This is a genomic window from Rhizobium sp. TH135 (genome assembly GCF_002855515.1).
Taxonomy (GTDB): domain Bacteria; phylum Pseudomonadota; class Alphaproteobacteria; order Rhizobiales; family Rhizobiaceae; genus Allorhizobium.
This window is the reverse complement of sequence record NZ_PKRP01000006.1, coordinates 169658-183372: the sequence shown is the minus strand read 5'-3', so window position 1 is coordinate 183372 and position 13715 is coordinate 169658. Positions and strand designations below refer to the sequence as shown.

Genomic DNA, 13715 nt, shown 5'->3' with positions numbered 1-13715 from the left:
GAAACGCCGATGACCACGAGCCTGCGCCCGCAGCTTTCGCCCCTGATGATCGAGAATCTCGTCCGCAATGCTCTGCTGGAAGATCTCGGCCGCGCAGGCGATATCACCACCTATGCCACGATCGGTCCGGAGAAGACGGCGACCGCTGCGCTGAACAGCCGCGAACAGGGCGTGGTGGCCGGTCTGCCGCTTGCCGAAGCAGCCTTCCGCCTGATCGATCCGTCCGTTCGTTTTGAGGCACTTGTGGCGGATGGCGACACGCTGGCACCCGGGCAGGCCATCGCCCGCGTCTCCGGCAATGCCCGCTCGGTTCTGTCGGCTGAGCGGGTGGCCTTGAACTTCCTGATGCATCTCTCGGGCGTCGCCAGCTACACCGCCCGTTTCGGCACCGAGATCGCCCACACGAAGGCGCGCGTCACCTGCACCCGCAAGACGCTTCCGGGTCTCAGGGCAGTCGAGAAATACGCCGTGCGGCTCGGCGGCGGCTCCAATCATCGATTCGGCCTCGATGACGCGATCCTCATCAAGGACAACCACATCGCAGTCGCAGGCGGTGTTGCCTCGGCGGTCGACATGGCTCGCGCCTATGCCGGTCATCTCGTGAAGATCGAAGTGGAGGTCGACGGCCTCGACCAGATGCGCGAGGCGCTTACGGCCCGCCCGGATGTCATCCTGCTCGACAATATGGGGCCGGATCTGCTGCGCGACGCCGTCGCGATCAACCGGCAGCATCACGGGCTGACCGTCGAAGCCTATCCGTCGGATGTGCGCCGCACCGTCCTGGAAGCCTCAGGAAACGTCAACATCCAGACGATCCGTGCGATTGCCGAAACGGGCGTCGATTACATCTCGACCTCGAAGATCACGATGGCGGCGCCGACTCTCGATATCGGCCTGGATATCGTGGTCTCGTAAATCCACGACAAACTTTGCGTGTAATTTTGCGCTGCAGCAGGCGCCGCATTCCCGTGTGTTCTAAAAAAGCCATATAGGACAACATCTTGCTGATATATCAGCAAACGCTTCGCTAGTTCTCACCCATGATTCCTGGTTTTTGACCCTTGGAACAGAATCTCCTAGCCCTCGATCATGCATGCAAATTGTATTGCAGGCGGGGATGCAGACGAAACGACGTTTGTAACGTGTGGGGCTAGTATGACGACGACAATCCTGAGGCCTGATAGCGCTGTCGGCGCCGCGACATTCCGAAACAATGCTTCGGAGGAGATGTCTTCTACTACGGTTGAACTGCTTGCCGCCGACCTGCCGAAATCTATGCAGGAGCAGCAGGCGAGTTCAGGCATGACGGAAGACGACACCGTCTGCGTGCTCGAAGTTTTGGCCGAGATGCAGCGCATCATCGACAGACATCTCGAAAAGACGGAAAAACTGCAGGGCGAGAGCTGATCTCCCTGCAGTCTTGGAAACCGTGACCCTGAGCCTTGGCCGTGGCGGCGGCCTTTGCTCAGGCCTCCTTCGACCGGGCGTCGACGAAGCGCTCCGGCAGGGCGACCATTTGCGGCGTGCCGTGATAGGTCACCTGCGGGAACGGGATGGAAATTCCGTTCTCGTCGAAGGACTTCTTCACCTTCTTGATCATCTCGCGTGAGGTCGGCCAGAAGTTCGAGGCTGCCGTCCAGTACCAGAGGGTGATGACGACAGCGCTGTCCCCCAGCTGATCGACATGGGTGGAGATGGCAGGGTCTTTCAGGACACGCGAATCGGCCTCCGCATGGTCGCGCATGATCTTCTCGGCCAGATCGATGTCGTCCTCGTAGCCGATCCCCACCTTCAGCTCGAAACGACGTGTCGGCAGCCGGCTGAAATTGGTGATAGGCACATTCCACAGCGTCGAGTTCGGTGCCAGCCGATAAAGGCCGTCAGGTGTCTTGAGCTCGGTGGCAAAGAGCCCGATCTCGACGATCGTACCCGAAATATTCCCGGTATCGATGTATTCCCCGACCCGGAACGGCCGCAGCACCAGAAGCATGATGCCGGCAGCAATGTTCTGCAGCGTGCCCTGGAGTGCCAGACCGATGGCTAGGCCCGCAGCACCCAGCGCCGCGATGATCGAGGCCGTCTGGACTCCGAACTGGCCGAGCACGGTGACAAACACCAGGATGAGTGCGCCATAGCGCACGACCGTCGAGAAAAAGCGGGAGAGAGTCTCGTCTATGCCGCGGATCTTGCCAAGGCCGGCATGTGTCCAGCGGCTGAGCAGGGCTGCCAGCCACCAGCCGATGAAGAGAAGAAGCAAAGCCCCGACGATCGAGAAGGAATACTGAACGGCGAGCTGGCTTGCCTGTGCCAATGCCGCCTGTGTCGCGAGGATTGCTTCATTCGCTTCGAACTCCATGCCGTCATGCTCCTTGGCCGTTGATGTCAAGGGCTAGATGGGGCAGGGCGCCGCGAGGTCAACCACTGGTGCGGCCGCCGACCTTGAGACCGGGAGCCGGACGTTCTTCCAGAACCTGACGGCGGAAGCGGAAGAGGGCGGCGGGACGCCCACCCGTCGCGGGTTCGGTCGAGCCTGTCGGCTCCACGAGTTCGGCACCCTCGACCAGACGGCGGAAATTCTGTTTGTGCACATGCCGCCCGGCGATCGCCTCGACCGTGCCTTGCAGGTCGGTGAGCGTGAATTCCGGGGGCATCAGCTCGAAGATGACGGGGCGATACTTGATCTTGCTGCGCAGCCGCGCAAGCGCGGTCGCCGCGATCCGCCGGTGGTCGTGTCGCATCGGGCGGCCGAGCGCCACTGTCGTCCGGCACCGCTCGATGCGCCCATCCTGGACGGCCTCTTCGACAAGCCCGGCTTCGTAGAGAAGCTCATAGCGCTCCAGCACGCGCTCCTCGTCGAAGGGGAAATCGTCGAGACCGAAGGCGAGTTTCAGGCGCGAGCGGCGAGAGGCCGATGCGGGCGTCGGCGCCTCTTCTGCCCAGAGGTTGAGCGCCGGCAGGATCGCACCGTCGAGAAGCGCCGGCCGCCCCTGGCGCCAGTCCTCCCAGGGCAGATAGCCATACCAGTCACGCCAGCGGGCACGGGAGAGCTCGAGTCGAGCATCACGATCGCTGTCCAGCCTTGTCAGCGCGAGATATCCGACCGACACGACATGCGGACCCTGGTCGCCCGGCATCTTGTGTCGACCGCGGTCGCCGAAGGTATAGAGCTGTTCGATATAGCCGAGTTCGAGCGCTGTCTGGGTCTCGACGGTATGCCGGAGCGACATTTCCATGGTCCGGTGCCGGTTCGGATCGAAGGGGCCGAAGGGCAGGGCATCGAGCGCGTCGGCATCGTCATCGACGACGAGCAGACGGGGCGTGCGGGCGCTGATCGCGACGATCGCGGCGTTGAGGCCGATCTCGATCTCCGCCGGTGATGTCATGGGGTGGCCGGCTCCCGCAAGGGTAGCGGCAGGGTGAAGGGCGTATTGCCGTCGGCATCCGCACCGCGTCCCAGTGCCTTCACCGCCTTTGCGAACCGACCGCCGCGCTGAAGCATCTCGTCACCGATCTCGACCAGCCGCATGTTCGGCGTGGCAAATGGCGAGGCTTCTCGCAGCCGCCTTGCCAGCGCGTCATCGTCATCGTCGGGTGCCACCGCAAGGCTTGCAATCATCGCCGCCGCCGGTGAGCGTGATACGCCCATCCAGCAATGCACGACGAGCGGGGAGGCCTGGTCCCAAGCCTTCGCGAAATCGATGATCTCGGCGACATGCTTCTCCTGCGGCGCAATCAGATCGCCGGTGCCCGCAAAGCTGATGTCATTCATCGCGAGTTTCAGGTGCCGCTCCGCCTGGATGACGGCCGGACGATGAAAATCCTGGTTTGCAGCAAGCAGGCTGATCATCTCGCGCGCCTTGTGGCGGACGGCCATTTCGGCAATGCGGGCGAGTGGCGAAACGACGATCAGGCTCATGCCGGTGCCCAGGTCGTCGATTGCCTGTCGGCTTCGATCTCTTCGAAGCGTCCGAGGAACTTTGCCTGTGCCTGATAGGCGGGCAACGGCTCGATTAGGATCGTGTCGCGGGTAAAGCCCTTCGGCTGGCCGAAGAATTTCCGCGCCTCGGCCTCCGCAAAGCCGGCAAGGACCGTGGCCTCGAAATAGGCAGCGATCATGTCAGCCTTCTTGATCAGATCTTTCAGTCCCGCCTTCGGATGGGCCGGCAGACCGAACCGCAGATGGATCGCTGCTTCGAGCCGCTTCTCCACCACCTTGTAGCCACCACCGACCACAGCCTTGAACGGCGAGATCATGTCGCCAATCACATATTCCGGTGCGTCATGCAGCAGTGCCACCATCAGATCGTCCGTCGTCGCCTTGGGATTGCAGCGGCGAAAGATGTCCTCGACGATCAGGCTGTGCTGGGCGACCGAGAAGGCATGATCGCCGGAGGTCTGCCCGTTCCAGCGCGCGACACGGGCAAGCCCGTGCGCGATGTCGGTGATCTCGACGTCGAGCGGCGAGGGATCGAGCAAGTCGAGCCGGCGGCCGGATAGCATGCGCTGCCAGGCGCGGGCGGAGAGAGAGGCGGCCGATCCCATGTCACGCTTCCTCGGCCGCAGCTGGGAACGTAAGCCCGCTCCAGCTGGGAAGGGTGACCGTTACGGGCACGTCGCCGGCAAGGATAGGTTCGCCCGCTGCCATGGCTTCGCCCGCCTTGTCGATCCTGACGATCGCAAGCGCCCTTTCGCCGGCAACGGTACCAAGGGCGCCGATCGGCTTGCCGCCGATGGTGATCTCGGTGCCGGTGGCGGGGAGAGACGCTTCCGCGGAAAGGATGACGACGCGCCGACGGGCGGTCGAACGGTGCTGCATGCGCGAGACCACTTCCTGGCCGACATAGCAGCCCTTGCGGAAGGAGACACCGCCCGATTTGTCGAACAGCACGTCATGCGGAAAGGCATCCTGCAGCGCGTAGTCGGCGCCCGATTCGGGCACGCCGTGGAGAATGCGCAGCGCGTCATAGCCTTCGCGGTCGGCAGGATCGCCTGTGCGGCCCTCTTGGCGCCGAAGCTCGGTGCCCGCAAGCGCGAATCGGTGATCGGCGACGCCTTCAGCGGATTCACCCCAGGTGACCGTCGCACCTGTCACGGGTAAGGCCTCGATGGTCACCGGTGAGCGCAGCTTGTACATCGTCATGCGCCGGATGAAGGCGTCGATCTGATCGGCGGGGATATCGATGAGGAACCCGTCCCCATCCCGCGAAATCAGGAAGTCGAAGAGGATCTTGCCCTGCGGCGTCAGCAAGGCGCCCGGGCGCAGCTCGCTTTCCGCAAGCGCGCCGAGATCCGTGGTGATGAGGTTCTGCAGAAAGTGCTCCGCATCCGCACCCGCAATTTTGACAAAGGCGCGATCGGGCAGGAAGGCTGAAGGCATGGGTTTCACCGGGCTGTTGCTTTGCCGAGAGAGTTAGGCGCTACCAGTCTAGACGACAAGCAGTCCGCATCACAGCCCACAGTTTCAACAGTCGTTCAGTCGCCGACGGTCAGGAACTTCCAGCGACCGTCGGGCGTGATGCCGACACGGAAGAAATTGTAATTGCCATATTCCTGCATTTCCGCCACGTCGCCGGCAGTGACGATGCGCAGCAGCTCCACCTTCTCCTTCGGCGTGAGCAGGCCCAGCGACTTGCCGGCGAAATAGGGCCAGACATAGGCCTCCTCCGCCGTGCCCTTGTCGAGCTGAACGAACCCGGTCGAGAAGATGTCGAGCAGGATGGCGAGGATTTCCACGCCCTCGCTGTCGCCGGAAATCGCCTTGAGCGCCTCGATCGGATCCTGTTCGGGATCCTGCAGCGGAACGGCGGTCTGATCGGGGCCGGGGTTCATCAGCGGTTTGAGCTTGGAAATATCACCTGTCGTCGCCGCATCGATGATCAACTGGCGCATGCGCCGGACCGGCTCGGGTGCCTTTTCGAGGTCGTAAATGACCTCCGCCGGCGGTGTCGTCGGCTCGATACTCTCTGCCTCTTGCGGTTCGTCGCGCTTGATCAGCGGATCCGGATCGGGAATGACCGGGATCGAATCCTCGATCACGTCCTGCTCCTCGCTGGGCAAGGGCTCGACAGTGTCAGATGGAGTGTCGGCTGAAGGGGGTGTGATGTCCTTGATGTCGGACAGCGCATGTACGGGCAGGGCCGCCAGTGCGCAGGCGAGCATGAGCGTCAGCGCGCTCGTCAAGCGAAAGAGCCTGACCCGCGGCGAGATCATCATTCTGTCCCTCGATTGCTGTTACTGAAGCTGCCGCTCGGGCGAGAATTCGCCGGCAAGCAGCCGGGTCTTGAGCGCGTCGAGAATGGCCTCGGCGCCGTGTTCGCCGTGGATACGGATCGTTTCGCGCATGGCCAGTGCGAACGCTGCGTCCGCAATGATCTCCGGCTCGATTCCATCAGCCATGCCGTCAGCCCAGGCTTCGTTCTGGTATTCCAGCGCAGCCTGCATCTTTTCGTGCACGATCATGTCGTCGATTTCGTTGCGGCGCGGTTCCATGGCATTCCTCGAAGCACTTACTCAGTCCTTAACGACCCTATCAGCCTTTTGCCAAAACGACACGGGGGCCCACCAAAAGAGGTGAATTAATCGTTAATTTCCGAAGCGCGCGGTAATTTCTGTGGCAAGTGTTGCGCCTTCGTTACGGTAATTCTGCTCTGCACGAACTGCAGCCGGTGTGCAAGAGGTATAGACAGACGCAAACGAGCGGTAGCCACGGTTGTAGGCGGCGGTCAGTCGCGCCCGGCGCTTCGGCTCAGTCCTTGTCTCCGCGTCGAGAAGATCCTGCAGCGATTGGCGCCATTCCGGTTCGCCATCCGCCTGGCAGAGATTGCGCAGATAGTGGACCGCACCAATGATCTCCGAAAGCCGGGCGAGACGGTCGTCGTATGGTGTCGGCTTCTCCGTGTCCGCAGGGGGCGGAACCGCAACCACGGTGCCATCCTGAGCAACGGCCGATCCGGCGAAAGCGGCGAAGAGCACGAGCAGGCAGGCGCGGATTACTGTAATCGAACGGCTCATGCGGCACCTCGGGCGCTGAGGCTAGGGGCCAAACGCAGCACGCAGGCGCGCACGCTCTCGGGCGTCGGAAGATCTAGGATCTCCTCCGGCAGGAACCACTTCGCCTCCAGCGCATCGCTTTGCGCCTCGACGGTTTCAGCATCATCGGCATCCACCTGGAAGACGGACAGCATGTAGTGACTGTCGCTGACCCCGGCTTCCGGCAGAAGTTCCACAGTCTCGAACAGCCGCGGATTGCGTCCGGTCAGTCCCGTCTCTTCCAGGAGTTCCCTGAGTGCCGTCTCTTCCGGCGTTTCGCCAGGCTCGGCCCGACCGCCGGGAAAGGCATAGAGGTCGGCAGCCGGCGGATTGCCGCGGCGCACGAGAAGATAGCGCCCGGCTCGTTCGACGATGGCAGAAGAGGCGAGGCGGGGCATGCTCATGAAAAGACGAACTCCGGTCGAAGACGGCACCGCTTCGGCGAAGCAGTGTGCGGCGATTATCGCGGGCTTTGAGCCCCCCTGCAAGCAGGGCGTCACCTTGACCCATGGCAGGCGGACTGCCATCTACGGGTGATGTGTGGACGTTTTGCCCTGACAGCCAGCCCGGAAGAAGTGCGCGAGATCCTCGGCGTGATGGAGCTTGAGGGCTTTCCGCCGCGCTACAACATTGCGCCGACGCAGCCCATTCTCGTTGCCGTCGCTGCACCACCTCTGGATCCTGGATCCAATCGGCCGGACCGCGTGGCGGTTCTTGTGCGCTGGGGGCTTATCCCGTCCTGGGTCAAGGATCCCAAGGAGTTCACGCTGCTCCTCAACGCGCGCTCGGAGACGGCCATCGAGAAGGCCTCGTTCCGCGCCGCCATGCGCCACCGGCGCGTCCTGGTGCCAGCTTCCGGTTTCTACGAGTGGCACAGGCCCTCGAAGGAAAGTGGTGAGCCGCTGCAGGCCTATTGGATCCGTCCGAAGAAGGGCGGCATCGTCTGCTTTGGCGGCCTGATGGAAACCTATATGTCGAAGGACGGATCGGAGCTCGATACGGGCTGCATCTTGACCGTTGGGGCCAATCGCACGATCGGCGAGATCCATGACCGCATGCCGGTGGTAATCGAGCCGCAGAATTTCGCCCGCTGGCTCGACTGCCGCAATGGTGAGCCGCGCGACATCGTCGATCTCATGCGCCCGGCAGATGAGGATTACTTCGAAGCAATCCCGGTCTCGGACCTCGTCAACAAGGTCGCCAATGTCGGTGCCGAGCTCCAGACGCCTGTGATCCCGGCACCCAAAAAGCAAAAGCCCGCCGCGGACAAATCCGACGACGGGCAGATGAACTTGTTCTAGGGCGATAGCTCGCTCAGGCGACCTTCGGTGCCGGCTTGCGCTTCAGCATCAGGGCCGCGGCCAGCACAGCCTTCAGGCCGAGCGGACGGTAATTCAAGGCCAGATTCTCGTTTGCCGGCTTCTGCTGCTCGGCGTCGTTCTGCGTCGTCATCGTCATGTTCCTCGGGAGTGTTTCCTGACCGGTGTTTTTTGTTCGCGGCTCTCTCTGCGGAGATCATGACAAAAGCGTGACCGAGGCTGTGACACAAATCAAATTTGAAGAAAAAGAGTAGATAAGGAGAGCCCCGCACAAGTTTTCAGGCTTGGCGGGGCTCAAATTGTGCAGTTTTGAACAAAAAATGGGGTCAAACGCCCCGGTCTATCTCCGAAAGTCCCTTTTCCGCTGATTCTTCGCCGATCGTCAGCGTGCCGTAGCGGCGATGCCAGTTTCGGGCACCGAAGGGCAGGGAGCAGAGATAGAGAAGCACGGTCACGACAAGCACTTCCCAGGTAAAGCTCATCAACAGCGCGACATAAAGCACGACGCCGAGAATCATCGGCAGCACCAGATCGCGGCGAATATGGCTCGTCTCGGACTTGCCCGACCAGACCGGCAGGCGGCTGACCAGCAGGTAGGCGATGATGATCGTGTAGGCCGTGCTCGCATAGGCAAAGGCACCGACCGGTGCCACACCAAGGAAGCCGAGATAAACCGGCAGCAGCACCAGTGCAGCACCCGCAGGCGCCGGCACGCCGACGAAGAACTCCGACTGCCAGGGCGCCTTGGTCTCGCGCTCGTCCATGACGTTGAAACGGGCGAGACGGAGACCTGCGGCAATCGCGTAGATCAGAGCGGCGATCCAGCCGAGCGACCGGGCCTGATCGAGCACGAAGACGTAGAGGACAAGGGCCGGGGCGACGCCGAAATTGATGATATCGGCGAGCGAATCCATTTGCGCGCCGAACTTCGAGGTCGCCTTCATCATACGGGCGACCCGTCCGTCGATGCCATCCAGGAAGGCGGCGGCCAGCACCATCGCCACCGCCAGCTCGTAGCGGTTCTCGAAGGCCAGGCGAACGCCGGTCAGACCGGCGCAGATGGCGAGCACAGTGATCAGGTTCGGAACGATGAGCCGAAGCGGGATTTCACGAAGCCGCGGCCCGCGCGCACCGGAATCGGTGCTGCTTGCGGAACGGGTCTCGGCGATCGGGTTCGGTTCTTCCATCGGAGCTGTCCTTAGCTGCGGCGGCTGATCGTCGGCCCCTTGGGCGAGCCAAATTCCGCCAGGACGGTTTCACCCGCAATGGCGGTCTGGCCCAGCGAAACGCGCGGCTCGAAACCGGCCGGCAGGAAGACGTCGAGGCGCGAACCGAAGCGGATCAGGCCGAAACGCTCGCCGGCATCCAGCGGGTCGTTCGGATTGGACCAGCAGATGATCCGGCGAGCGACGAGGCCTGCAATCTGGACGACACCGATCTGGCCATGCTTGCTTTCAATGACCAAGCCGTTGCGCTCGTTGTCGATGCTGGCCTTGTCGAGTTCCGCATTGAGGAACTGGCCTTCCTTGTAGGCGATCGTCGTGATCCGGCCGCGTACTGGCGCGCGGTTCACATGGCAGTTGAAGACGTTCATGAAGACGGTAATGCGCAGCATCGGCTCGCGGCCGAGATTGAGCTCTTCCGGCGGCACAGACATCTGCACGGAGGATACGCGTCCGTCAGCCGGGCTGATGACCAGGTCGTCGTCCTGCGGCGTGACGCGCTCGGGGTCGCGGAAGAAGTAAGCGCACCAAAGGGTCAGAACCATGCCGACCCAGAACAGCGGATCCCAGATCCAGCCGAGCACCAGCGATGCGACGAAGAAGGCCGCGACGAAGGGATAGCCTTCCTTGTGCACGGGCACGATCGTCTTGCGGATGGTTTCGAACAGGTCCATTTGGGTCCTCAGTCTTTGAATTGTGTCGCCCGTGACTACTCTGAAAGCCGCACTTGGGCAATGCCGACGGTCAAATCAAGCCGGCGTAAACCAGTTGTGACAATCCACCGCTGGCCCAAAAAAAGAATGCCTTGTTCGTTTCCTGGCGAGATTTTGTAAATAACTGCACCCTAAAAAAGGGGTGATGAAAAAATGGGGGATCCGGATGACGGCACCGTTAAGGGCAGCTCCGGGCAAGGACTGACTGTTGCAGCTCGCCAGGAAAATTGAAACGCTTCCGGACACCGCGCCGCAGGTCGCGATCGCCTGGTATTCCGAGGGCGACCTGCCGCCACCTGCGACGATTGGTTCTCTCGGACCTGCATGTTTGCGCAATCTGGATCAGCTCCAGGCCTCTTCCGTGTGCTTCCTGGATGCAACGATGACTGTCGCGCTCGACGTGATGCATCGGCTGCGGGCGCAGTTTCAAGATAACCTCTACGTTGTCGCCGTGACCGGTCAGGCAAGTACCGAATTCCAGACCAAACTGTTCGAGGCCGGCGCCGACGACTTGCTTATGGAGGACGGCCCGCATCACCTGCTGCGCTGTCTCCTGCGTGCCAGACGGCATCTGAAGCTGCTTGAAGCCCGGGAGCGGACGCGTGAGGCCCTGCAAGACCATATCGATGCCTGGCAGGCCGGCCTCGACCATTTGCCCACTCCCATCTACCTGAAGGACGTCGGCGGTCGTTATCTCGGCTGCAACACCGCCTTCAGCCAGTTTGTCGGCACACACCGGGACGAGGTGATCGGGCAGACACTGGCCAACTTCCTGCCGAAGGATGTCGCAGAAGCCCACCGCGAATCGGATCTGGAAGTCATGCGGCAGGGCGGCGTGCTGAGGGTGGAAACCGATGTCTGCCTGCCGGAAACCGGCATGCGCCACATCATGCTGCACAAGGCCTGCGTCGCCGCTCCTGACGGAGGCTTGCGCGGTATCGCGGGTGTGCTGATCGACATCACCGAGCGCAAGGAACTGGAGGCGCGCCTGACCGCTGCCGCCGAGCGCGACCCGCTGACCAATGCCTATAACCGCCGCAAGTTCTTCCAGGCGGCCGCCTCCGCCATCGAGCAGGCCTCCAATAACCTGTCCAGCACCTTTGCCGTCGCCGTGATCGACATCGACCACTTCAAGTCGATCAACGATGCGCTCGGCCATGGCGAGGGCGATCTGACGCTCTGCTCGATCGTCGATACCCTGCGGGCGCATGAGAGCGATGGCGTGCTGATTGCTCGCGCCGGCGGTGAAGAATTCTTCGCCTTTTTCTCGGAAGAGTATGCCGCACGCGCAGCCGAAATCCTCGATCGCATGCGGGCAGATATCGCCCGCTACTGCCAGATTTCGACGGAGGTCGGGACTGCAGGAACGATCAGCATCGGTCTTGCCGATTTCAAACCGGCGCAGGAAACCATCGACCACGCCCTGCGCCGCGCGGACCTCGCGCTCTATCGGGCGAAGCGCGACGGGCGCAACCGGCTCTGCAAAGCCGATTAAGCGCCGGCCGGGCTGTCCGTCAGCTTAGATGGCCGGAGGACGACGCACCACGACACCGAGTTCGTCACTCTCGCGCACCTGCCGCAGCTTTTCTTCGGCCTGGGTCGCTTCGCGCTGACGGTTCCACATCGAGGCATAGAGACCGTTTTGCTCCAGCAGGTCCGCATGGCTGCCGCGCTCCGCAATTTCCCCGCCCTTGAGGACGATGATTTCGTCGGCAGCAACGACCGTCGACAGACGGTGAGCGATGACCAGCGTCGTGCGGTTCTTGGAGACGATGTCGAGCGCCGACTGGATTTCGTGCTCGGTGGTGGTGTCGAGCGCCGAAGTCGCCTCGTCGAGGATGAGGATCGGCGGTGCCTTGAGCACGGTGCGCGCGATCGCGACACGCTGCTTTTCGCCGCCTGAAAGCTTCAGGCCGCGTTCACCGACCTTGGTATCGAAGCCATCGGGCAGATCCTTGATGAAGTTCGAGATCTGAGCGATTTCGGCCGCCTGGACGAGGTCGTCTTCGGCAGCACCCGGCCGGCCATAGCGGATGTTGTAGGCGATCGTATCGTTGAACAGCACGGTATCCTGCGGGACCATGCCGATGGCCGCGCGGAGCGATTTCTGCGTGATGTCCCGCACGTCCTGACCATCGATCGTGATCGAGCCCTGTTGCACATCATAGAAGCGATAGAGCAGGCGGGAAATGGTGGACTTGCCGGCACCCGACGGTCCGACCACGGCGACCGTCTTGCCCGCGGGGACCTCGAAGGAGACGCCCTTCAGGATCGGACGCTCCGGGTCGTAGTGGAAATGCACATCCTTGAAGGCAATGGCCCCCTGCGCAATGACCAGCGGCTTGGCAGCGGGGCTGTCCACCACTTCGGCTTGGACCTCAAGGAGATCGAACATCTGCTCGATATCGGTCAGGCCTTGGCGGATTTCGCGATAGACGAAGCCGATGAAGTTGAGCGGGATCGAAAGCTGCATCAGCATGGCGTTGACGAAAACGAAATCGCCGATGGTCTGCTCGCCGCGCTGCACGGCAAGCGCCGACATCACCATGATGATCGCAGTGCCGATGCCAAAGATCAGGCCCTGGCCGAAGTTCAGCCAGCCGAGCGAGGTCCAGACCTGCGTCGCCGACTTTTCGTATTTCGCCATCGAGGCATCGAAGCGCTTGGCCTCCATCTCCTCATTGCCGAAATACTTGACCGTCTCGAAGTTGAGGAGCGAGTCGATCGCCTTGGTGTTGGCGTCCGTATCGCTGTCGTTCATCGCGCGGCGGATGCCGATGCGCCAGTCGGAGGCGCGGATCGTGAACCAGATATAGGCCCAGACCGTGAAGGCGGTCACGCCGAGATAGGAGAAGCCGTAGGTCCACCAGAAGATCGCTGCCGTCAGGATGAATTCGATCAGCGTCGGGATCGAGTTGAGGATCGTGAAGCGCACGATCGTTTCGATGCCCTTGGTGCCGCGCTCGATGATGCGCGACAGGCCACCGGTCTTGCGCTCGAGGTGGAAGCGCAGCGACAGCTGGTGCATGTGCACGAAGGTCTTGTAGGCGAGCTGGCGCACCGCATGCTGGCCGACGCTGGCAAACAGCGCGTCACGCAGCTGGTTGAGGCCGACCTGCAGGATGCGGGTGAGATTATAGAAGATGACGAGCGCGACGGCGCCGAGCAGGAAGGTCGGCAGAAAACCTGCCATATCGATCCGGCCATCCAGCGCGTCGGTCGCCCATTTGAAGAAATAAGGGACGAGGATCAGGACAAACTTCGAGATGATCAGGAAGACTGTGGCCCAGACCACACGCATCTTCAGATCGAAACGATCGGCCGGCCACATGTAGGGCCAGAGGTTGACGAGGGTCTGCATCGGGTTGCCGTCGTCGGCCGATACCGTCTTCTTCTTCGCCTCAGCCATCCCCGGACCCTCTCGCTTGCAT

At 62.1% G+C, this 13715-nt stretch carries 17 protein-coding genes; 4 read left to right on the top strand and 13 right to left on the bottom strand.

The features are described 5' to 3' along the window. Nucleotides 1–9: 9 nt before the first annotated feature. Both nadC and C0V73_RS18360 read left to right on the top strand, forming a co-directional pair. Entirely contained in the window at nucleotides 10–915 is a 906-nt protein-coding gene (gene nadC / locus C0V73_RS18365; RefSeq protein ID WP_102021712.1) for a carboxylating nicotinate-nucleotide diphosphorylase, read from the top strand. 240 nt (nucleotides 916–1155) lie between these two features. After that, nucleotides 1156–1407, top strand: coding sequence for a hypothetical protein (locus C0V73_RS18360; protein ID WP_102021457.1), 252 nt, complete (start codon nucleotides 1156–1158; stop codon nucleotides 1405–1407). A 58-nt stretch (nucleotides 1408–1465) separates the two neighbouring features. Here the strand turns inward: C0V73_RS18360 and C0V73_RS18355 are convergent, their stop codons facing one another. The 9 genes from C0V73_RS18355 to C0V73_RS18315 all read right to left on the bottom strand — a co-directional run bounded on the left by C0V73_RS18355 (nucleotide 1466) and on the right by C0V73_RS18315 (nucleotide 7433). Then, nucleotides 1466–2356, bottom strand: a complete 891-nt coding sequence (locus C0V73_RS18355) for a mechanosensitive ion channel domain-containing protein (RefSeq protein WP_102021456.1) — start codon at nucleotides 2354–2356, stop codon at nucleotides 1466–1468. 58 nt (nucleotides 2357–2414) lie between these two features. After that, the gene (locus C0V73_RS18350; RefSeq protein WP_102021455.1) at nucleotides 2415–3383 is read right to left on the bottom strand and encodes an NAD regulator; all 969 of its coding nucleotides are present in this window, start codon (nucleotides 3381–3383) and stop codon (nucleotides 2415–2417) included. After that, a complete protein-coding gene (locus C0V73_RS18345; RefSeq protein WP_102021454.1) occupies nucleotides 3380–3916 on the bottom strand; it encodes a tyrosine phosphatase family protein in 537 nt (178 codons plus the stop codon). The genes C0V73_RS18350 and C0V73_RS18345 overlap by 4 nt, the downstream gene beginning before the upstream one ends. After that, the gene (locus C0V73_RS18340) at nucleotides 3913–4542 is read right to left on the bottom strand and encodes an HD family hydrolase (RefSeq protein WP_102021453.1); all 630 of its coding nucleotides are present in this window, start codon (nucleotides 4540–4542) and stop codon (nucleotides 3913–3915) included. The genes C0V73_RS18345 and C0V73_RS18340 overlap by 4 nt, the downstream gene beginning before the upstream one ends. 1 nt (nucleotide 4543) lies before the next feature. Further along, complete coding sequence (locus tag C0V73_RS18335) at nucleotides 4544–5377, bottom strand: folate-binding protein YgfZ (protein ID WP_102021452.1); 834 nt, start codon at nucleotides 5375–5377, stop codon at nucleotides 4544–4546. 95 nt (nucleotides 5378–5472) lie between these two features. Beyond that, complete coding sequence (locus C0V73_RS18330) at nucleotides 5473–6213, bottom strand: hypothetical protein (RefSeq protein ID WP_102021451.1); 741 nt, start codon at nucleotides 6211–6213, stop codon at nucleotides 5473–5475. Nucleotides 6214–6231: 18 nt separating this feature from the next. After that, on the bottom strand, nucleotides 6232–6489 hold the full coding sequence (locus C0V73_RS18325; RefSeq protein ID WP_102021450.1) for a hypothetical protein: 258 nt from the start codon (nucleotides 6487–6489) through the stop codon (nucleotides 6232–6234). A 93-nt stretch (nucleotides 6490–6582) separates the two neighbouring features. Beyond that, complete coding sequence (locus tag C0V73_RS18320) at nucleotides 6583–7011, bottom strand: TIGR02301 family protein (RefSeq protein WP_102021449.1); 429 nt, start codon at nucleotides 7009–7011, stop codon at nucleotides 6583–6585. Next, the gene (locus tag C0V73_RS18315) at nucleotides 7008–7433 is read right to left on the bottom strand and encodes an NUDIX hydrolase (protein WP_102021710.1); all 426 of its coding nucleotides are present in this window, start codon (nucleotides 7431–7433) and stop codon (nucleotides 7008–7010) included. The genes C0V73_RS18320 and C0V73_RS18315 overlap by 4 nt, the downstream gene beginning before the upstream one ends. A 132-nt stretch (nucleotides 7434–7565) precedes the next feature. Here C0V73_RS18315 and C0V73_RS18310 point away from each other — a divergent pair, with 132 nt between their 5' ends. Next, complete coding sequence (locus C0V73_RS18310; RefSeq protein ID WP_102021448.1) at nucleotides 7566–8330, top strand: SOS response-associated peptidase; 765 nt, start codon at nucleotides 7566–7568, stop codon at nucleotides 8328–8330. Nucleotides 8331–8343: 13 nt separating this feature from the next. Here the strand turns inward: C0V73_RS18310 and C0V73_RS23130 are convergent, their stop codons facing one another. The 3 genes from C0V73_RS23130 to C0V73_RS18300 form a co-directional block, all read right to left on the bottom strand. Continuing rightward, entirely contained in the window at nucleotides 8344–8481 is a 138-nt protein-coding gene (locus C0V73_RS23130; RefSeq protein WP_166601271.1) for a hypothetical protein, read from the bottom strand. A gap of 193 nt (nucleotides 8482–8674) precedes the next feature. Next, nucleotides 8675–9535 (bottom strand): phosphatidylcholine/phosphatidylserine synthase, encoded by an 861-nt coding sequence (locus C0V73_RS18305; protein ID WP_102021447.1) that lies wholly within the window; start codon nucleotides 9533–9535, stop codon nucleotides 8675–8677. An 11-nt stretch (nucleotides 9536–9546) separates the two neighbouring features. After that, nucleotides 9547–10245, bottom strand: a complete 699-nt coding sequence (locus C0V73_RS18300; RefSeq protein ID WP_102021446.1) for a phosphatidylserine decarboxylase — start codon at nucleotides 10243–10245, stop codon at nucleotides 9547–9549. A 247-nt stretch (nucleotides 10246–10492) separates the two neighbouring features. Between C0V73_RS18300 and C0V73_RS18295 the strand changes: the two genes are divergently transcribed. Next, nucleotides 10493–11779 carry a GGDEF domain-containing protein gene (locus C0V73_RS18295; protein ID WP_102021445.1) on the top strand — a complete coding sequence of 429 codons (1287 nt, stop codon included), beginning with the start codon at nucleotides 10493–10495 and terminating at the stop codon, nucleotides 11777–11779. 24 nt (nucleotides 11780–11803) lie between these two features. Here the strand turns inward: C0V73_RS18295 and C0V73_RS18290 are convergent, their stop codons facing one another. Beyond that, complete coding sequence (locus C0V73_RS18290; RefSeq protein ID WP_102021444.1) at nucleotides 11804–13693, bottom strand: ABC transporter ATP-binding protein/permease; 1890 nt, start codon at nucleotides 13691–13693, stop codon at nucleotides 11804–11806. Nucleotides 13694–13715 lie beyond the last annotated feature (22 nt).